Origin of the sequence: Dactylosporangium sp. NPDC005555, assembly GCF_040605635.1 — a bacterium.
Classification (GTDB): domain Bacteria; phylum Actinomycetota; class Actinomycetes; order Mycobacteriales; family Micromonosporaceae; genus Dactylosporangium.
In genome coordinates this window covers 1-18,642 of record NZ_JBEXDG010000039.1, presented here as the reverse complement: position 1 = coordinate 18,642, position 18,642 = coordinate 1, and the positions used below count along the sequence as shown (strand labels likewise).

Genomic DNA, 18,642 nt, shown 5'->3' with positions numbered 1-18,642 from the left:
ACCGGCGTGGCTCGGGGCGGGGCGCCGACCGGCGAGGAGCGGCACGGCTCGGCCGGCCACCGCACGCGGCAGGTGACCGGCCTGGCACCCTCGTGTCCCGCCGGGGCGTCACCCCGGCCCGGCGGGAACACGTTGCCGTCATCAGACCGCAGCCCGCCGCCCCCGCTCAAGACGCCGGCGGGAGCACTAGGCGAATCGCCAGTCCGGTCCCCCGCGGCGCCGCGGAAGGCCCTGACCGGCCCGCGGCAGCGGTATCGTCGGCCCCCGACAGCTGCCGAGGGGGGACGGACTGTGGCTCGCCGATGACCCTGCCTGGAATCGACCTGCACCAGCCGGCGGAGCCGGTGCCGCTGCGGCGCAACCGCACCTTCGGCATCTTCTGGACCGTGCAGGCCCTGTCGACGCTCGGCAGTTCCTTCTCGCTCGTCGCGATCCCGCTGCTGGTGCTGCACGCGACCGGTTCGGTGGCGCAGATGGGGCTGATCACCGGCCTCGCCGGGGCCGGCACCGTCGCCAGCGGCCTGTTCGCGGGCGTCCTCGTCGACCGGGTCGACCGGCGGCTGCTGATGATCTGGTGCGACCTCGCCCGGCTGCTGCTGTACGCGACCGTGCCGGCGGTGTGGTGGACGGCCGGCGAGCACGTCTGGCTGCTGTATCCGGTGATCGCGGCGGCGGCCGTGTTCCAGATGGTCTTCGACGTGGCCTGCTCCGCGGCGGTGCCGAACATCGTCGCGCGGGAGCAGATCACCGCCGCGAACAGCCGGCTGCAGGCGACCTACGGCGCCGGGTACGTGCTCGGGCCGATGGCGGCCGGGCTGATCGCCGGGCTGGCCGGGCCGGTGACCGCGATCGCCGTGGACGCCGCGACGTTCGGCGTGTCCGTGGTGGGGCTGCTGCTGATCCGGCTGCGCCCGGCGACCGGCGAGCCGGCCCTGGACCCGGCGACGGGCGAGCCCGCGGCGGCCACCAGGCCGGGAGCCGTGTGGCGGGACCTGGCCGTCGGGGTGCGGTTCCTGTGGCGGACGCCGGTGCTGCGGGCCATCACCCTGCTGTACACCCCGGTGACCTTCCTCAGCCTGGGCCTGGTCGACGTCTTCATCTACTACGTGCGGCACGACCTCGGGCAGGGCGACCGGATCGTCGGCGGCCTGCTCGGCGCGGCCAGCGTCGGCTCGATCGTGGCCGCGGTGATCACCCCCGCGGTCCGCCGCCGGATGGGGTTCGGCCCGGCGTGGCTGGCCGCGTACCTCGCGTGCGGGGTCGCCATCCTCGCCGCGGGGCTGGTGTTCAACCTGGTGGTGGTGCTGGTCGCGGCGGTGGCGTTCGCGTTCGGGGAGACGATGGCCGCGATCAGCTCGGCCTCGCTGCGCCAGACCGTGACCCCCGATCACCTGCTCGGCCGGGTGACCGCCGGGTTCTGGATGGTCCACCACGCGTTCGGACCGGTCGGTGCTCTGGTGCTCACCGCAGCGGTGGCGACCGTGGGGGTGCACGGGCCGCTGATCGCGGTGGGAGTATCGTTCCTGGCGGTGGTCGCGGCCGGGCTGCTCACCCCGCTGAGGGCGAAGCACGTCACTCCCGCCGGCAGATGATCACAGTCTGGCGTCATGCCACACGTTGTGTGGTCTGTCCCGGAATCCCGTCGGACGGGGCACCTCGCTGGCTATGCTCCGCCGGTGTCGACCATGCGACTCATGGTGCTCGGCCTGGTGTCATCGCTCCAGCCCGTGCACGGTCATGACATCCGCCGCGGCCTGCTGGCGTACGACGGAAGACCAGCGATGAGCGTCCCCGCGGGATCGGTTTACCACGCGCTGCGCAAGCTCACCCAGGAGGGTCTGCTGGAGCCGGTGGAGACGGAGCGCAACGGCGGACGGCCCGAGCGCACCACCTACCGGACCACCCCCGCCGGGGTGCGGGAGTTCCGGGTGCTGCTGCGGCGGTACTGGTGGCAGTATCAGCTGCCCAGTGACCCGTTCCTGTCGGCGCTGTCGTTCCTGCCGTCGCTGCCCCGCGCCGAGGCGGTCCGGGCCCTGCGCACCCGCGCCGGGATCCTCTGGTCGTTCGCCGAGCAGCAGCGCCGCGACCTCGACGACGGCGCCGTCTGCCGCCCCGAGCACGTCGACTGGCAGCTGGAGCGGGCCCTGCGGTGGTTCGAGTGCGAGGCGGACTGGTGCGTGGAGATCGCCGACCGCATCGAGGACGGGATGGGCGTGCACGACGCTGATCTGCCGCAGCACGCACCCGCCGTGCTCGGCGAGGCGGCACCGGACACACTGGAGGGTACGCGAGCGGGTCATGATCCCCGCCCGCGGCCCAGCCCCACGGCGGGCAACCGCGCAACCGCGCCGGCTTGACCCGCCGCACCAGCCGTCCGTAGGAACCGAGGAGCCGCATGCCTGTCGTCCTTACCAGCCGTCCTCCGGGTGGCACCCGGCTGCTCGGGATCGGCGCCTACCGGCCCGACCGAGTGGTGAGCAACGACGAGGTCTGCGGGCCGATCGACTCCTCCGACGAGTGGATCCGGCAACGGTCCGGGATCGTGTCGCGCCGCCACGCGCGGCCGGACGAGACCATCGCGAGCATGGCGGCCGCCGCCGCCAAGGACGCCCTCGCGTTCGCCGGGGTCCCCGCCGAGCGGGTCGACACGGTGATCGTCGCGTCGATGTCCAACCTGCAGCAGTCGCCGCCGATCGCGCCGGAGATCGCGCACCGCGCCGGCGCCGTGGCCGCCGCCGCGCTCGACGTCGGCGCCGCCTGCTCCGGGTTCTGCCACGGTCTCGCCGTCGCCGACGCGCTCGTGCGGGCCGGCACCGCGGGGTACACGCTGATCATCGGCGCGGAACGGATGACCGACATCATCGACCCGCGGGACCGCTCCACCGCCTTCCTGTTCGGTGACGGCGCCGGCGCCGTGCTCGTCGGTCCCGGCACCAGTCCGGGCATCGGGCCGGTCATCTGGGGCTCCGACGGTGCCCGCAGCGGCCTCATCGCACACACCGACTCCTGGCTCGCGGTCCGTGACAAGCCGGACTTCTGGCCGACCATGCGGATGGCCGGGCAGGAGGTGTTCCGCTGGGCGATCCAGCAGGTGGCGCCGACCGCCCGCGCCGCCGTCGACGCGGCCGGGCTCGACGTGACCGATCTGGCCGCGTTCGTGCCGCACCAGGCCAACCTGCGCATCGTCGACAAGCTCGCGTCCGCGCTGAAGCTGCCCGACTCCGTGCGGGTCGCCCGGGACGTGGTGTCGGCCGGCAACACGTCGGCGGCGTCGATCCCGCTCGCGCTGCACGCCATGCTGACCGGCGACGCGGCTCCCCCGGCAGGGCCCGCCCTGCTGACCGGCTTCGGCGCCGGGCTGTCCTATGCGGCCCTCGTCGTCGAACTGCCCTCCTGACCCCCCGGCACCTCACATTTGTCGGTCCCCTCCCAAGGAGATTGCATGACCAGACGACTGTTCACGTCCGAGTCGGTCACCGAAGGACACCCGGACAAGATCGCCGACCAGATCAGCGACGGCGTCCTCGACGCGCTGCTCGCCCAGGACCCGCGCAGCCGGGTCGCGGTCGAGACCCTCATCACCACCGGCCAGGTCCACCTCGCGGGTGAGGTGACCACGTCGGGATACGCCGACATCCCGGCGATCGTGCGGGACGTCATCCTCGGCATCGGCTACGACTCGTCCGTGAAGGGCTTCGACGGCGCCTCCTGCGGCGTCAGCGTCTCCCTGGACGCGCAGTCGCCCGACATCGCGCAGGGCGTCGACACGGCCCTGGAGCGGCGGACCGGCGACACCGGCGACGAGCTCGACGGTCAGGGCGCCGGCGACCAGGGCATGATGTTCGGCTTCGCGTGCACGGAGACGCCGGAGCTGATGCCGCTGCCGATCGCCCTGGCGCACCGGCTCGCCCGGCGCCTGGTCGCGGTGCGCAAGGACGGCACGATGCCGTACCTGCGACCCGACGGCAAGACGCAGGTCACCATCGAATACGACGGGCACCGTCCCGTGCGGGTCGACACGATCGTGGTGTCCACCCAGCACGCCGCCGACGTCGACCTCGGCGGGCTGCTCACCCCGGAGATCAAGGCCAACGTCGTCGACCCGGAGCTGCGGTCGCTGGGCCTTGACCACGAGGGTTACCGCCTGCTGGTCAACCCGACCGGCCGCTTCGAGGTCGGCGGGCCGATGGGCGACGCGGGCCTGACCGGCCGCAAGATCATCGTCGACACGTACGGCGGCTACGCCCGGCACGGCGGCGGCGCGTTCTCCGGTAAGGACCCGTCGAAGGTCGACCGGTCCGCGGCGTACGCGATGCGCTGGGTCGCCAAGAACGTCGTGGCCGCCGGGCTGGCCGAGCGCTGCGAGGTGCAGGTCGCTTACGCCATCGGCACCGCCCAGCCGGTGAGTACGTTCGTGGAGACGTTCGGTACGGAGACCGTCCCGGTCGAGCGGATCGAGGCCGCCATCCGGCAGGTGTTCGACCTACGGCCGGCCGCGATCGTGCGGGACCTGGACCTGCTGCGGCCGATCTACCGCGAGTCCGCCGCCTACGGGCACTTCGGCCGGGAGCTGCCGCAGTTCACGTGGGAGAGCACCGAGCGGGCCGACGCGCTGAAGGCGGCCGCCACGTCCTGAGGGTCTGGTGCTTTCACCAGAAGACACCACCCGTACGTGCGCACGCTGTAGCCGTGTGTGGCGGGCGTCAGGCACACTGCGTTCATGGGTCGCAGCGAGATACGTCGATTCCTGACCGTTGCCCTGTGCTTGGCGCTCGCCGGTTGCACCCCCGAGAAGGGTGAGGCGACCACCGGCGTCCCGGCGTATGCGAAGCCACCACGGAGTTTCGCCGGTGTGCTCGACCAGTCCGGCGACCGGCCGGTCAAGGCCGACGAGCACAGCCTGTCGGTCTCGCAGCGCTCGACGTCCTCGCGCGTCACCGACGACCTCGGCCAGGGCGTCGTCCTGCGCGACGGCGGTGTCACGCTCACCGCCCGCAGCACGGGGAAGGGCAGCGGCGGCACCGCGGCGAAGGGCGTCGTCGTCTTCCGTGACGCCGTGCCCGGCACCGACGTCGCCGAGCAGGTCCTCGCCCCGGAGGCGGCGCGCATCTTCTACGTCGTCAAGGACGCCGGCGCGCCGACGTCGTTCGACACCACCGTCTCCGGCGCCACCGCGCAGCTCGCCCATGGCGGCGTCGTGCTGCGCTCGAAGGACAAGACCGTCGGCGCGGTCCCGCCCTCGTGGGCGTACGACGCCAAAGGCAAGCTCGTCCCGTCGCACTACGAGGTGCACGGCGGCACCGTCCGCCTGGTCGTCGAGCACCGGGCCGCCGGGGTCGCGTATCCGGTCGTCGCCGACCCGCCGTTCATGCTCGGCGCGGGCGGCCGGCTCGTCGGCGCGCAGCTGCTCGGCGGGGTCTTCGAGTGGGTGGCGCTCGCCGCGATCACCTGGGGCATCGTCAAGTTCGACTCGAACGGCTGCCTGACCCTGAGCACGTTCGCGTCCTGCGCCCTGCACCCGCTGCAGCACGACTGGAGCAACAAGGCCGCGCCGAAGGCCTCACAGTTCGACGCGAAGATGCCCGGCCTGAAGGGCAGCCGCCTGCCCGACGCGCAGACCAGACTCAACGAGCTGGGCCTGCGCAACGTCCACCTCGTCGACGACACCGGCCAGGACCGCAGGGTCCTGGACCCGAAGAACTGGGTCGTCACGGCGCAGGCCCCGGCCGAGGGCACGACCGTGCACGCCAACACCGAGCTCACCCTGCGCGTGCGCAAGCCGTCGGACGGCGAGGGCGGCGCCGGGGACAGCGGCACGGTGCCCGACGTCATGTGCATGAACCTGCAGGAGGCGCAGGACAAGCTCAAGACCGCCGGCTACCCCAGCACCTCCAAGGACCACACCTCGCAGGGACGGCGGCAGGTCCTGGACCGAAACTGGCTGGTCGTGGCGCAGTCCCCGAAGGCCGGCACGGCCGCGGCGAAGGACACCCGGGTCACCGTGGAGGTCGTCAAGTACGGCGAACCGACCGGCTCGTCGGGGTGCAAGAGCTGAGCCTCAGCGGGTCGCGTAGAGCAGATGCAGGTCGGTCCCCCGGTACTCCGGCAGCTGCAGCGTCGTGGTCCGCAGCCCGTTCGCGGCGAACAGCTTCTCCGCCTCCGCCAGCCCATCGGCGACCTCCACGACGGCGTTGCGCACCAGACCCCAGGTCGCCTCGTCCATGCCCCGCAGCGTCGCCAGCTCGGCGCCCTCGACGTCGATCTTCAGCAGGTCGATGCGGGTGAGCCCGTGCTCGGCCACGATGCCGGGCAGCGTGTCGACCCGGCAGTCCACGAGCCGCTGCTCGAAGCGGCCGTCGAGCATCTCGTCGAGCCGGCCGAGGACCACCTCGCGCAGGTCGGCGTCCAGGTCGGCGGCCGTGTTCTGCACGTAGGCGCGGACCAGCGCCCGGTCCGCGTCGGGCTCGGCGTCGATGCCGCTCATCATCGTGTACCGCGGGTAGTAGCGCAGCTGGGTGCGGTGCGGGACCTCGCCGAGCGCGACCTGGTGGACCCGGACGCCGGGCATGGCGGCCGCGTTGAGCCGCAGCACCTCGAAGACCTCCGGCGCCGGCTCGAACGCGTGCACGGTCGCGCCCGGCCAGCGGTCGACGGCGAAGAGGCTGAACAGCCCGATGTTCGCGCCGGCGTCCACGACGACGGGGGCGGCGGGCAGGTCGAAGCCGTCCGGGTGCAGGTAGACCTGGTCGGTGAAGATCTCCCGGTACAGGTAGTCGGTCTCGCTCCGGTTGAGGCTCCACACCGTCCTACCGTCGGGCAGGCGCATGCTGTGCGTCGTCATCCCGCAACACTCCCCGCAGACCCCTTAGTGAGATCACCAGGGTCTGCGGGGAGCGTGATCGTTTTTCAGCAGGCGCCGTTGCAGGCCAGGACCTTGAGGCGGTCCAGGGCGCCGTTCCACTGGTTGGAGTCGCCGGCGAAGGGGCCGGTGCTGGAGTACTGCCAGAACGACCACGTCGGCGCGCCGGCCGGCAGGGTGCCGGGGGTGCTGCTGTACCGGGCGAGCCACAGCGGCGAGTTGGCCCAGAAGCCGCTGTAGTTGCCGGTGCAGGTGACCCACCAGTCGGTGGTGGTGTAGATGGTCGCCCAGCGGCCGGTGCGGGTGTGGTACTGGTTCAGGAACGCCCGGATCCAGCTGACCATGCTCGCCTGGGACAGCCCGTAACAGGTCGCGCCATAGGGGTTGTACTCGATGTCCAGGGCGCCGGGCAGGGTCTTGCCGTCCTTGGACCAGCCGCCGCCGCGGGCGACGAAGTAGTCGGCCTGCGCGGCGCCGCCGCCGCCGTTCGGGATCGCGAAGTGGTACGCGCCCCGGATCATGCCGACGTTGTACGAGCCGTTGTACTGCTGGGCGAAGTAGGGGTTGGTGTAGTAGGTGCCCTCGGTCGCCTTGACGTAGGCGAACCGTGAGCCGGCGTTCCACTGCGCCGCCCAGTTGACGTTGCCCTGATAGCCCGAGACGTCCTGGCCGTAGGTCACGGTGGCGGCCGAGGCGGGGCTGCCGGTGAGGGCGGTGGCGACCAGAGCGGTCGCGAGGGACAGTGCCGCCAGTGCGCCGAGTCGTCGAATGGACACGGTGCCTCCTTGCTCCGGGGAGGGGGGTTTTGGCATTTTGCTTCGCCGATTAGCTCACGGGCGTCGGAAACTTTCAATAGGCATCCATCGAACTCTGCGAAAAATCTACAGTGGTGCCGATCGATAGACATGATGCGCTGAGCAGGTGTAATGTGCCGCGCTGCAGGAAGTTTACGAACTTCCATGGAAGCGGAAAGTTAGCACCAGGATCGGGGAGGTCCCATGGTTCGTCTCACCCGCCGCGGCGCACTGCGCGGCGCAGTCCTGCTCGGCGGCGCCGCGGCGCTGCTCGGCGGTACCGACGCCGCGTTCGCCGCGGTCGAGCAGCCCTCGATCGCCAGTTGCGGCGCCTGGGGTGCCCGCCCACCGGCCGGCGCGCTCACCGTCGTCCAGCACAAGCCGAACAAAATCGTCGTGCACCACACCGCCCTCGCGAACTCCAACGACTTCTCGCAGGCGCACGCCTTCGCCGACTCCCGCGAGATCCAGGACCTGCACATGGACGGCAACGGCTGGGTCGACAGCGGGCAGCACTTCACCAACAGCCGAGGCGGCTGGCTCACCGAAGGCCGGCACGGCAGCCTGTACGCGCTGCTGCACAGCCAGACCATGGTCCAGGGCGCGCACTGCGTCGGCCAGAACGACCAGGCCATCGGCATCGAGAACGAAGGCACCTACCTCACCGAGCAGCCGCCCGCCGCGCAGTGGAACAGCCTCGTCGCGTTCTGCGCCTTCACCTGCCGGCAGTACGGCATCCCGGCCACCGAGATCTACGGCCACAAGGACTTCAACAACACCCAGTGCCCGGGCCTGCTGCACGACCGGCTCCCGGAACTGCGCTCGGCCGTCGCAGCGCGCTTATGATCGCCCCGTGACGGCGCTTCCGTCCTGGCCGGCGGGGCTCGGTGGCGCCGTTCCCGCTGTTCGCCGCCGCGCTGAATAATGGGCTCTTCACAACGTGGGGTGTAGTTGGGGACCGAAATGCGCCGGGCGCCCGTCAGGGATCGGCGCCGGCTCGATGCTGGCGGCGGCGCGTGATGCCGGATGGGCCGTCGGCGATAATGTCGGCGTGGAGTATGTGTCCAGGGTGCCCGGTCCGCCGCTGGACGGGCTGATCGACGACCTCTACTACCTGGAGGGCGTCCCGCCGTACTCCCGGTTGATGCTGCCGGCGGCGCCCGCGCCATTGCTCATCGTCAACCTCGGGGCGCCGTTTCTCATCCGCGCAGGCACCGACGTAGACGCCGTGGAGTACGCCGACGGCTGCGCGGTCACCACGCCCACCCGTGCGTGGGAGTTCAGCTACCCAACCCCGACCCGGTCCGTGGGCGTCCACTTCAGGCCGTGGGGCCTGGCACCGTTCCTTCCGATGCCCGCGGCCGAGTTGTGCGACCGACCTGCGACGGTGGAGCAGATCTGGGGCCAGCCCGCTATCGCTGCATTGCGACACCGACTGACCTTGGCGGACGCACCGCACGGAATGCTGATGTTGCTCGAGGAGGAACTGGTGCGACGGCTGCGGGTGATCGACGGTCTTGACCTGGTCCGCCAAATGAGCAGCGCCGTCGCGGCGACAGGCGGGACAGTGCCGATCAGCGACATCGGTGTGGCGGCCCGCGCCAGCAGCACGTATTTGGTGAAGCGGTTCAAGGCCGTAGTCGGTGTCACGCCAAAACGGCTGGCTCGCAGCTACCGCTTCAGCTCCGCCGTGTTGGCGCTCGACGTCGCTGCACCGATCGACTGGGGAGACGTCGCCGCTGGCGCGGGCTACTTCGACCAGGCCCACTTCGTGCGCGAGTTCCGGGAGTTCACCGGGCTCACGCCGACCCGGTACGCCGAAGTCCGGCGGCGATTCCTGCGCGATCATCCCGACCACGTCCTGGACGGCTGGCCGCTCCCAGCCGATTGATTTTGTACAAGAGCGACAGCTCACGCCGCACAAGACTTGGGACTCCAAACAGAGGAGGAATCCATGGGGAAAGTGGTCATGAACGCGTCGGTTTCGGTGGATGGTTTCATCGCGGCTGAGAACGACGATCCCGGTCCGATCTTCGAGTGGCTGGTCAGCGGTGACGTGCCGTTGGACGACAGTGGCGTTCTGAAGGTGTCGCAGGCTTCGTTCGACTACGTCCGGCCGTACTGGGACGAGGTCGGGGTGACCATTGCCGGCCGTCACGCCTTCGACATCACCGACGGCTGGGATGGGACGCCTCCGAGTGGGATCGACCATGTGGTCGTGGTGAGTCACCGTGGTGCGCCCGAGGGCTGGGACCTCCAGGCGCCGTTCCACTTTGTCGACGGCATCGAGGCGGCCGTGGCCAAGGCGCGGGAGCTTGCGGGTGACCGCACTGTCGAGTTCGCTGCTGGCGACGTCGGCGGCCAGGCGCTCGCGGCAGGTTGGGTCGACGAGGTACGCATGGACGTCGCACCCGTCGTGCTCGGGTCCGGTAAGCGTTACTTCGGCTCCGTCGACGCGCAGCACCTGCTGGAAGGCCCAGACGTAGTTGTTCAGGGCAACCGGGTGCTTCACCTGCGCTATCGGGTGCGCCGTTGACCGATCTGAGTGGGTACGCGAAGAAGACCGCTGCGACGGTGACAGTCGAACGCTGAAGAAGCGCGCGGCCGACGTGCTGGCCTACTTCGACCGACCTGGAACGTCCAACGGAGCGACGGAGGCCATCAACGGCAGGCTCGAGCACCTGCGTGGCTCCGCCCTCGGCTTCCGCAATCTCACCAACTACATCGCCCGATCCCTGCTCGAGACCGGCGGCTTCTGACCTCGACTACACCCTCATCTGTGATGAGCCTGATAATGCCCCCGCTGACCTCTCAGGCGGCGCGGCGCTCGCCCACGGGCCGGCGACGCAGCCGCGGATCGAGCAGCGGCGGCGGCAGGTGCTCCTGGTCGAGCCGCGTGACGTCGGTGCCGGGCGGGACGATCTCGTCGATCCGGTCGAGGACCTCGTCGGTGAGCGCGACGTCGACGCCCGCGAGCAGGTCGTCGAGGTGCCCGATCGTGCGCGGCCCGAGGATCGCGCTGGTCACGCCGGGATGCGCGATCGCGAACGCCATCGCGAGGTGGGTCATCGGCAGGCCCGCCTCCGCGGCGAGCGGGACCAGCTGCTCGACGACGTCGATGCGGCGCTCGTCGTTGAGGTGCTTGAAGAACCGGGCACGGCGCAGGTCGTTCCGCCCGCCCCGGCGCACCCGGCCGGTGAGCATCCCCTGCGCGAGCGGCCCCCACACCAGCGCACCCATCCCGTAGCGCTGCACCGCCGGCAGCACCTCGCGCTCGATGCCGCGGTTGAGGATCGAGTACGGCGGCTGCTCGGTGCGGAAGCGCTCCAGCCCGCGCCGCTCGGCGACCCACTGCGCCTCGACGATGTCGGACGCGGGCGTCGTGGACGAACCGATCGCCCGGACCTTGCCGCTGCGGATCAGGTCGGACAGCGCGGACAGCGTCTCCTCGACGTCCGTGTCGGGGTCCGGCCGCTGGATCTGGTACAGGTCGATGTGGTCGGTCTGCAGCCGGCGCAGCGAGTGCTCGACGGCGGTCATGATCCAGCGCCGGGACGCGCCCTGCTGGTTGGGGTCCGCGCCCATCGGGCGGCTGACCTTGGTCGTGAGCACGACGGTGTCCCGGCGGCCCTTCAGCGCCCTGCCGACGATCTCCTCCGAGTCGCCGTAGGCGTCGGCGGTGTCGACGAAGTTGATGCCGGCGTCCAGCGCCTTGTGGATGACCCGGATCGAGTCGTCCGGGTCGGGATTGCCGACCGCCGTGGCGAACATCAGCGTGCCGAGCGCGTAGGGACTGACCTTGATCCCGGTCCGGCCCAGGGTGCGGTACTGCATGAGCGTCTCCCTGCGGTATCGTCATCGTCAGCTAAGCGGAAACTCTTTCCGGAACTATACGGAAAAGCTTTCCGGATAAGCAAGGGGAAGGCAGCTGTGTCCGACACCACCGACCGCGCTCCGCGCCGGATGCGCACCGACGCCCGCCGCAACGTCGACGCCCTGCTCGAAGCGGCGAAGACGGTGTTCGCCACCTCCGGCGTCGACGCCCCGGCCAAGGAGATCACCGACCTGGCCGGCGTCGGCGTCGGCACCCTCTACCGGCACTTCCCGCAGCGGGCGGACCTGATCAAGGCCGTGATCGAGCGCGAGATCGACGCCTGCGCCGACGCCGCCCCGGCCCTCGCCGCCGAGCACGAGCCCGGCGAAGCCCTCGTCCTGTGGCTGGACCGCCTCACCGCGTTCGTCGCCACGAAACGCGGCTTCGCCACCGCGCTGCACTCCGGCGATCCGGCCTTCGACGGCCTGCCGGACTTCTTCCTGCAGCGTCTCGGCCCGGCCCTCGAATCCCTCCTCGCCGCCGCTGCCGCCGACGGCGCGATCCGCCCCGGCACCAGCGCCCGCGACCTGCTCTTCGCCGTTGCGAAACTCTGCGCCCCGATGCCCGACGAGGACCCCGGCTACGGCCGCCGCATGGTCGCCCTCCTCGTCGCCGGCCTCCGCACCACCGCCGCCGACCAGGTCAGCCGGACGCCACCTACTCGGTGAGGATCTCGTCGATGACGCGCCTGGTGTCCGCGGCGGTGGCCGGGTCGTTGTCGAGAGCGCCGGCGTAGACGATGAGGGCCTTCCACAGCGCCCAGCCCCGGCCGCGGGCCCACGTCCCCGCGTCGGTGTCGAGGGCTTCGCGGAAGGCCGCCCGGCTCGGGCCGGACAGCAGGGTCCAGGCGATCACCACGTCGCAGGCCGGGTCGCCGACGCCGCAGGTGCCGAAGTCGATGACCGCGGCCAGCCTGCCCTCGCGGACCAGGAGGTTGCCGGTGGCCACGTCGCCGTGGAACCACACCGGGTTGCCGTTCCACGGGGCGCGCAGCGCCGCTTCCCAGACGGCCGTAACGGTGTCGCGGGGCACCAGGCCGTCGAGGACGTCGATCGCCCGGCGGGTCTGGGCGTCGTACACCTGCAGCGGACCGCCTCTGAACCAGTTGTGCAATCCGGGCGCGGGGCCGCCGGCCGGGTCCGCGTGGCGCAGGGCGACGAGGAAGCCGGCGAGACCGACCGCGAACTCCGTCAGATCGTCGATGGACGAGAGCCCGGCGGGTTCGCCGGGAATCCACTCGTAGACGGACCAGTGGAAGCCGAACCCCGCGCCGGGCGAGCCCAGCGCCAGCGGCGTCGGGATGGGCAGCGGCACCTGCGGCGCCAGCTCACGCAGCCATCGGTGTTCCTTCTGTACCGCCTGCGCGTACTCCCCAGCGGTAGGCAGCCGGACGGACAGGTGCTCACCGAGGCGGAAGGTCTGGTTGTCCCAGCCGCTGCGGTCGACGGGCCGCACCGGAAGGCCCGCCCACTGCGGGAACTGCCCGGCGACGAGACGCCGCACGACCCCCACGTCGACGAGCCGGCGATCCGGCACCGGGACGCTGGCAGAGGTCACGGCGCCAAGAATACAAAGACATCGTGCTTATGATCGAGCCGTGGAGTATGTGCGGCTGGGCGGGACGGGGTTGAAGGTCTCGAGGATCTGTCTGGGGATGATGAGCTTCGGCGAGCCCGGCAAGGGCAGCGGCTGGATGCTCGACGAGGACGCCGCCGAGCCGCTCGTCCGGCGGGCCGCCGACGCGGGTGTCACGTTCTTCGACACCGCGGACATGTATTCCGACGGGGCCAGCGAAGAGGTCACCGGACGGCTGCTGGGCAGGATCTTCCCGCGCCGGGACGACTACGTGCTCGCGACGAAGGTGTATTTCCCGATGGGCGCCGGCCCGAACGACCGCGGGCTGTCGCGCAAGCACATCCACGCCGCCGTCGACGCGTCGCTGCGCCGGCTCGGGACCGATTACGTAGACGTGTACCAGGTCCACCGCTGGGACGACGAGACACCCATCGAGGAGACGATGGAGGCCCTGCACGACGTGGTCCGCGCCGGCAAGGCCCGCTACATCGGCGCGTCCAGCATGCCCGCCTGGCAGTTCGCGAAGGCGCAGCACACCGCCGGCGCGCACGGGTGGACGCGCTTCGCCTCGATGCAGAACCACTACAACCTGCTCTACCGCGAGGAGGAGCGGGAGATGCTCCCCCTGTGCCGCGACCAGGGTGTCGGCGTCATCCCGTGGAGCCCCCTCGCGCGTGGCCTGATCGCCCGCGCGGGGTCGGCGGGGACGGGCACGGCCCGCGCGACCGGCGACGACGCCGACCGTCAGGCGTCACTGTACGGGCGCGGCGACGACCGGATCCTGCGGCGGGTCGCCGAGGTCGCCGCCGAGCACGACCTGCCGCCGGCGCGGATCGGCCTCGCCTGGCTGCTGAGCCGGCCCGGGGTGACCGCCCCGATCGTCGGCGCCACCAAGGAGCGGCACGTCCTCGACGCGGTCGCCGCGGTGGACGTGCGGCTCACCGAGCAGCAGATCGCCCACCTCGAGGAGCCCTACCAGCCGCAGGCCGTCCGCATGTGATCAGGAGCGCAGCCCGGGTCGCCCGCATCGGCCCGGGCCGGTCCGTGGCTCACTTGTCCACGTAGTCCTCGTCCCTGTCCTGCAGCATCGTTTCGTCCTCGGCCTCGTCGACCTCCACAGAGCCGCCGTCCTGCAGCTCACTGAGGTCGATCACACCGGCGGCGTCGGAGTAGTCCTCCTCGTCGTCCACATCGTCGACGAAGACGTACGTGGGCTCAGCGGCCTGGCGCCGCCGCTCCGCCTGGTCGAACCGCTGCTGGTGCTGGTTGTCCGCCGGGGTCCAGTGCGGGCTCGCCTGGAAGAACTCGTTCGCCTTGTAGTCGTCGCCGCCGGCCGACAGCCACACGTCGCGGACGTCGTTCGGGCACAGCTCCACCTGCCGGTTGCCGGCACCGGGCAGGATCGTCAGCTGGTACGCCTCGTTGCGGGTGCTCGGCGAGCGGTACGTGTAGATGAGCGGCCTGCGCCCGGCGTGGGCGAGGTCGTTCCCGATCAGGTTCGCGTAGGCGATGATCAGCCCTGGATTGGCGAAGTTGCACATGATGACGGTGGTGCCCTGCCGGACCAGCTGCAGGGCGGTGTTGACGATGGTCGTCTGAAACCCGGGGCCGTCGCCGCCCGGCGTGCCGTAGGTGTTGGCCGCGGTCGTGCCGAACCCCTCCGGGCAGGGTTCCCCGACGCCGGGAATCTCCAGGCTGAACTGCGGGAACGGGCAGTCCATGAAGACGATGTCCTGCCGGGTCGCGCTCGCGCAGGTGACCTGGAAGTCGCGGTGCTCGACGTCGAAGTCGATCTGCTCCAGCACGTCCAGCAGCGCGGCGAGGGTCCTGGTCTCCCGCCGCCTGATGTCCAGCGCGCGGGCCACCGCGTCCGGCTTGAGGTTGGCGACCAGCCCGCCGTTCGGGGCGAGCTTCGTGCCCCGGGTGCAGCGGTTGACCAGCCAGATGTACTTGCACGCCGCCAGCCGGGCGCCCTTCGGGTCGGCGGTGTGATTGAGCATCGCGGCCCGCCCGCCGGTGTTCAGGTCGTGCAGCAGCCGCTGGTAGTTGCCGGGCATGTCCTGATCCCACACGAAGGACCAGGTGCGGTACAGGCCGGTGAACTTGGCACCGATCTGCTGCATGCCGCGGTACACGCCGATGACGTAGTGGTTCAGGTCGCCACCGACGACCGAGGTGAACAGCGGCATGCCGTGGTTGAACGCGGTGCTCCACCTGCACGCGTTGAGGAAGACCTGTCCGGAGCCGACGAACGGCTCGATCAGCCGCGGCAGCACGCCCTGGTTGTCGGCGAACTTCGCGCGGGCGACCCTGGCCAGCAACAGTTGGGTGAAGAACGCCCGGTTGTGTTTGTTGCCGGTGTACGGCGTGAGCCACGCGAACTGCTTCGGGTCCTGGATCAGGATGTTGGTCAGCTTGCCCACGTACGTCGTGTGCCTGCGGAGCAGCTCCTGATAGGGCCGCCCCATCTCGCCGGCGAAGTAGTTGAAGTAGTCCGGCGTGCGGACCGTCCCCTGGTGCAGGGGGGCGAAGGCGGGCACCGGCAGTCCTCGCGGCACGGGCCGGTGCTCGGCGTCCGTGCTGAACCCGGCCGGCTGCTGCCCGTGCCGGTACCGTCCGATCCGGCAGGCCCGGCACGGCATCCCTGCCTGGCTCATGGCACCGCTGTAGTACATCTCGTACCCGCACCGGTCGCAGTAGTAGTTCATGTCGCCCCGCTCCCCCTCCGCGCCGGTGGCTCCGGCTCCCGGGATGCAGACGTCCCCGCCCGCCGCCTGATGCGGACAGTCGGATTCCGGACCGGGCCCGCAGGTCATCCACGACCAGCACGCCGAGGTGACGCCGGAAGCGCCGGGGCACCTGGCCTCGGTGATCGAGCGGATCGCCGCGTCGTCCGAGGCGGGCGACCTGGCGCTGCCCCAGGCCGAGCCGGGGTGCGCTGCCCCACGCTGGTGGTCGCCGGCGACGACGACGCTGTGTCCCTGGAGCACACGCTGGAGCTGTATCGCGGCCTGCCCGCCGCCGACCTCGCGGTCGTGCCGGGCGCCACGCGCACGTTGCTGATCGAGAAGCCGGGGCTGTGCACGGGCCTTGTCGCCGCGTTCCTCGGCGGGCCGCCGGTGCCGACCCACATGCCCATCCGCCGGGCCGGCGCGTGAACGAGGCGCCGGCCCGACGGGTTGGTGCTACTGCGGCAGGGTGAACTTCTGTGCGGCGCTGCCGTTGCAGTCCCAGATCTGCATCTGGATGCCCGGCGTCGTCGACCCGTTGGGGTCGTCGAGGCACTTGTTGGACGCCGGGTTGTAGTAGGTGCTGTCGGTGCGGCGGATGAAGACCTGCGCCCCGGTGCTGTTGCAGTCCCAGATCTGGAGCTTCGCGCCGTTGGCCGTGGAGCCGCCCGGGATGTCCAGGCACTTGCCGAACGCGCGCAGCGTGCTGCCCGCTTCGACGTAGGTCCACTGCTGCGCGCCGGTGCCGTTGCAGGTCCACAGCTGGACGGGGGTGCCGTTGGCGCTGTTGGAGGAGCGGACGTCCAGGCACAGACCGCCCGGGCCCTTCACGGCCTTGCCGCTGGTCGGAGGCGGCGTCGTGCCGCCACCGCCGCCGCCTGACGTGTACGCCGCGACGTAGTCGACCATCATCGGCACGCCGGACACGGTGGAGGCGAAGGGGCCGCCGCCGAACGCGCCCGGGAAGCCGCCGCCGATCGCCACGTTGAGGATGATGAAGAAGCCGTGGTGCGTGGCGTTGTTCCAGGTGTTCGCGTCGACCTGGTTGGCGTTGATCGTGAAGAAGTTGTTGCCGTCCAGGTACCACCGGATCTGCTCCGGCGACGTGCTGCGGTCCTGCTCGATGGCGTAGGTGTGGTAGCCGGTGTTGCAGCCACCGCAGGCGCGCTCACCGCTGCCGATGCCCGTGGTCTCGTTGCACGGGCCACCCGGGTTGGTGCCGCAGTGCAGGGCGGCGAACACCGACGGACGGCCGTTGATGTTCTCCAGGATGTCGATCTCGCCGATGCCGGGCCAGCCGGTCGCGCCGGTGCCGCGCGCCGCCGCGCCCAGCATCCAGAACGCGGGCCAGTAGCCGGCGCCGTTCGCGGTGTTGACGTTGGGCTGCTGGATGCGGGCCTCGACGCGCAGCTTGCCGCCTGCCGGAGCGGCGATGTCGGTGCGCTGCGTCTCGATGCGGCCGCTGGTCCAGTTGCCGGCCCCGTCGCGGATCGGCTTGATGCCCAGGTTGCCGCCGCCGTCGAGGTAGACGTTCTGGGTGCTGTTCGTCATGTTCTCGATCTCGCCGGTGCCCCAGTTGCCCGCGCCGCCGGGGTAGCCGTGACCGAGGTCGTAGATCCAGTTGCCGGTGTTGACGCCGGTGTTCGCGGCGCCGTTGAAGTCGTCGGCGAAGATCTGCGTCCAGCCTGACGGGGTGGGCGGCACCGACGCGCCGGCGTTGGGCAGCGCCGCGATCGTGGCGGCGAGCAGCACGGCGGCGCCGGCACCGGCCAGCAGTGCCGTGCGGCCGCGGAGCCTTCGGGGTGTGCGTTCTTGTTGGGTCTCCACAGTGGTGTGCCCTTCTCGAGCATGGGGGCGGAGATGGTGCTGTTGGGCGGTAGTGCCTGACAGGCCCCCGCGTGGCGGACGTGAGAGCGCTCTCAGCATCGTGCTGTACTGAAAACCTTGTTGTCAATGACCGTCGATCAGACGACCCGGCCGCCGGGTTCGCGCAAAAGCCGACAAGCGCGAACCGGGCATACCGTGGACACGTGAAAATGCTGCTGACGTCGAACGGGCTGACCAACGAAACGCTGCTGGACTCGCTCCGGGACCTGATGGGCAAGCCGTTCGGATCGACGGACGTCGTCTGCGTGCCGACCGCGTCCGTGGCGGAGCCGGGCGATCACGGCTGGCTCGTCCGGCGGCTGCACCGGCTGTACGAGCTGGGCTGGCGGACCCTGAACATCCTGGAGCTCAACGGCCTGCCCCGGCAGAGCGTGCTGGACCGGCTGCTGCGCGCGGACGTCGTCTACGTCGAGGGCGGCAACCACTACCATCTCGCCCGGAGCATCGGCGGCAACGACCTGGCCGACGCCTTCCTGGACGCGCTGCGCAGCCGCGTGTATGTGGGGGTGAGCGCCGGCTCGATGATCTTCAGCCGGCACCTGGACGAGCACTCCGGTGCGGTGATCGGCGATCTCGCGGACCTGCACGCGCTCGGCGCGACCTCGCTGACCCCGCCGTTCGGCCTGTTCGACTGGTACCTGAAGCCGCACCTGTACTCGCCGGACTTCCCGGAGCGCGACGACGCGTGGGCCGACCGCATCGCGGCGCGGGCCGGCTTCCCGATCATGTTCATCGACGACGACACCGCCGTCCGGGTGGTCGACGGCGCGGTGGACGTGGTCACCGAGGGCCGCTGGCGCCGGCACCTGTGATCAGTGCCGAGCGGTCCGTCATGCCGTCGGGGTGCGGACATGACGCCGGGGCGGGGGGGGGGGGGGGGGGGGGCCCCCGGGGGGGGGGGGGAGCGGACCAAACTTAAATACA

18 protein-coding genes and 1 pseudogene are annotated in these 18,642 nt (G+C 70.9%); 13 read left to right on the top strand and 6 right to left on the bottom strand.

The features are described 5' to 3' along the window. Positions 1 to 302 precede the first annotated feature (302 nt). The 5 genes from ABZS58_RS33935 (at position 303) to ABZS58_RS33915 (ending at position 6,055) form a co-directional block, all read left to right on the top strand. A complete protein-coding gene (locus tag ABZS58_RS33935; RefSeq protein WP_354787336.1) occupies positions 303 to 1,592 on the top strand; it encodes an MFS transporter in 1,290 nt (429 codons plus the stop codon). A gap of 93 nt (positions 1,593 to 1,685) precedes the next feature. Further along, positions 1,686 to 2,357, top strand: a complete 672-nt coding sequence (locus tag ABZS58_RS33930; RefSeq protein ID WP_354787363.1) for a PadR family transcriptional regulator — start codon at positions 1,686 to 1,688, stop codon at positions 2,355 to 2,357. A gap of 38 nt (positions 2,358 to 2,395) precedes the next feature. Beyond that, positions 2,396 to 3,397: a beta-ketoacyl-ACP synthase 3 gene (locus tag ABZS58_RS33925; RefSeq protein ID WP_354787335.1), complete on the top strand. Its 1,002-nt coding sequence runs from the start codon at positions 2,396 to 2,398 to the stop codon at positions 3,395 to 3,397. Between the two features lie 45 nt (positions 3,398 to 3,442). Continuing rightward, complete coding sequence (metK, locus tag ABZS58_RS33920; RefSeq protein WP_354787334.1) at positions 3,443 to 4,636, top strand: methionine adenosyltransferase; 1,194 nt, start codon at positions 3,443 to 3,445, stop codon at positions 4,634 to 4,636. An 84-nt stretch (positions 4,637 to 4,720) separates the two neighbouring features. Beyond that, entirely contained in the window at positions 4,721 to 6,055 is a 1,335-nt protein-coding gene (locus ABZS58_RS33915) for a PASTA domain-containing protein (RefSeq protein WP_354787333.1), read from the top strand. Between the two features lie 3 nt (positions 6,056 to 6,058). Here the strand turns inward: ABZS58_RS33915 and ABZS58_RS33910 are convergent, their stop codons facing one another. Both ABZS58_RS33910 and ABZS58_RS33905 read right to left on the bottom strand, forming a co-directional pair. Continuing rightward, the gene (locus tag ABZS58_RS33910; RefSeq protein WP_354787332.1) at positions 6,059 to 6,841 is read right to left on the bottom strand and encodes an FkbM family methyltransferase; all 783 of its coding nucleotides are present in this window, start codon (positions 6,839 to 6,841) and stop codon (positions 6,059 to 6,061) included. 65 nt (positions 6,842 to 6,906) lie between these two features. Continuing rightward, the gene (locus ABZS58_RS33905; protein WP_354787362.1) at positions 6,907 to 7,611 is read right to left on the bottom strand and encodes a lysozyme; all 705 of its coding nucleotides are present in this window, start codon (positions 7,609 to 7,611) and stop codon (positions 6,907 to 6,909) included. 246 nt (positions 7,612 to 7,857) lie between these two features. Between ABZS58_RS33905 and ABZS58_RS33900 the strand changes: the two genes are divergently transcribed. From ABZS58_RS33900 to ABZS58_RS33885, 4 genes and pseudogenes are all read left to right on the top strand, one after another. Next, positions 7,858 to 8,499 carry a peptidoglycan recognition family protein gene (locus ABZS58_RS33900; protein WP_354787331.1) on the top strand — a complete coding sequence of 214 codons (642 nt, stop codon included), beginning with the start codon at positions 7,858 to 7,860 and terminating at the stop codon, positions 8,497 to 8,499. A gap of 205 nt (positions 8,500 to 8,704) precedes the next feature. Then, positions 8,705 to 9,544 carry a helix-turn-helix domain-containing protein gene (locus ABZS58_RS33895; protein ID WP_354787330.1) on the top strand — a complete coding sequence of 280 codons (840 nt, stop codon included), beginning with the start codon at positions 8,705 to 8,707 and terminating at the stop codon, positions 9,542 to 9,544. A gap of 63 nt (positions 9,545 to 9,607) precedes the next feature. Further along, on the top strand, positions 9,608 to 10,189 hold the full coding sequence (locus ABZS58_RS33890; RefSeq protein ID WP_354787329.1) for a dihydrofolate reductase family protein: 582 nt from the start codon (positions 9,608 to 9,610) through the stop codon (positions 10,187 to 10,189). 46 nt (positions 10,190 to 10,235) lie between these two features. Further along, positions 10,236 to 10,412: pseudogene (locus ABZS58_RS33885) on the top strand (transposase); the annotation flags it as partial. A 52-nt stretch (positions 10,413 to 10,464) separates the two neighbouring features. Here ABZS58_RS33885 and ABZS58_RS33880 read toward each other — a convergent pair. Next, positions 10,465 to 11,487: an aldo/keto reductase gene (locus tag ABZS58_RS33880; protein ID WP_354787328.1), complete on the bottom strand. Its 1,023-nt coding sequence runs from the start codon at positions 11,485 to 11,487 to the stop codon at positions 10,465 to 10,467. A 96-nt stretch (positions 11,488 to 11,583) separates the two neighbouring features. On the opposite strand from ABZS58_RS33880, the gene ABZS58_RS33875 reads away from it, so the two are divergent. Next, complete coding sequence (locus tag ABZS58_RS33875; RefSeq protein ID WP_354787327.1) at positions 11,584 to 12,195, top strand: helix-turn-helix domain-containing protein; 612 nt, start codon at positions 11,584 to 11,586, stop codon at positions 12,193 to 12,195. On the opposite strand, the gene ABZS58_RS33870 is transcribed toward ABZS58_RS33875, so the two are convergent. Next, entirely contained in the window at positions 12,185 to 13,084 is a 900-nt protein-coding gene (locus tag ABZS58_RS33870) for an aminoglycoside phosphotransferase family protein (RefSeq protein WP_354787326.1), read from the bottom strand. The genes ABZS58_RS33875 and ABZS58_RS33870 overlap by 11 nt on opposite strands. 40 nt (positions 13,085 to 13,124) lie before the next feature. Here ABZS58_RS33870 and ABZS58_RS33865 point away from each other — a divergent pair, with 40 nt between their 5' ends. After that, positions 13,125 to 14,102 carry an aldo/keto reductase gene (locus ABZS58_RS33865; RefSeq protein ID WP_354787325.1) on the top strand — a complete coding sequence of 326 codons (978 nt, stop codon included), beginning with the start codon at positions 13,125 to 13,127 and terminating at the stop codon, positions 14,100 to 14,102. Positions 14,103 to 14,151: 49 nt separating this feature from the next. On the opposite strand, the gene ABZS58_RS33860 is transcribed toward ABZS58_RS33865, so the two are convergent. Then, the gene (locus ABZS58_RS33860) at positions 14,152 to 16,092 is read right to left on the bottom strand and encodes a hypothetical protein (protein ID WP_354787324.1); all 1,941 of its coding nucleotides are present in this window, start codon (positions 16,090 to 16,092) and stop codon (positions 14,152 to 14,154) included. Here ABZS58_RS33860 and ABZS58_RS33855 point away from each other — a divergent pair. Further along, positions 16,078 to 16,260 (top strand): hypothetical protein, encoded by a 183-nt coding sequence (locus tag ABZS58_RS33855; protein ID WP_354787323.1) that lies wholly within the window; start codon positions 16,078 to 16,080, stop codon positions 16,258 to 16,260. The genes ABZS58_RS33860 and ABZS58_RS33855 overlap by 15 nt on opposite strands. 27 nt (positions 16,261 to 16,287) lie before the next feature. On the opposite strand, the gene ABZS58_RS33850 is transcribed toward ABZS58_RS33855, so the two are convergent. Further along, a complete protein-coding gene (locus ABZS58_RS33850) occupies positions 16,288 to 17,658 on the bottom strand; it encodes a ricin-type beta-trefoil lectin domain protein (protein ID WP_354787322.1) in 1,371 nt (456 codons plus the stop codon). Positions 17,659 to 17,867: 209 nt separating this feature from the next. Between ABZS58_RS33850 and ABZS58_RS33845 the strand changes: the two genes are divergently transcribed. Further along, on the top strand, positions 17,868 to 18,530 hold the full coding sequence (locus tag ABZS58_RS33845) for a Type 1 glutamine amidotransferase-like domain-containing protein (protein ID WP_354787361.1): 663 nt from the start codon (positions 17,868 to 17,870) through the stop codon (positions 18,528 to 18,530). The last annotated feature ends 112 nt before the right edge of the window (positions 18,531 to 18,642 follow it).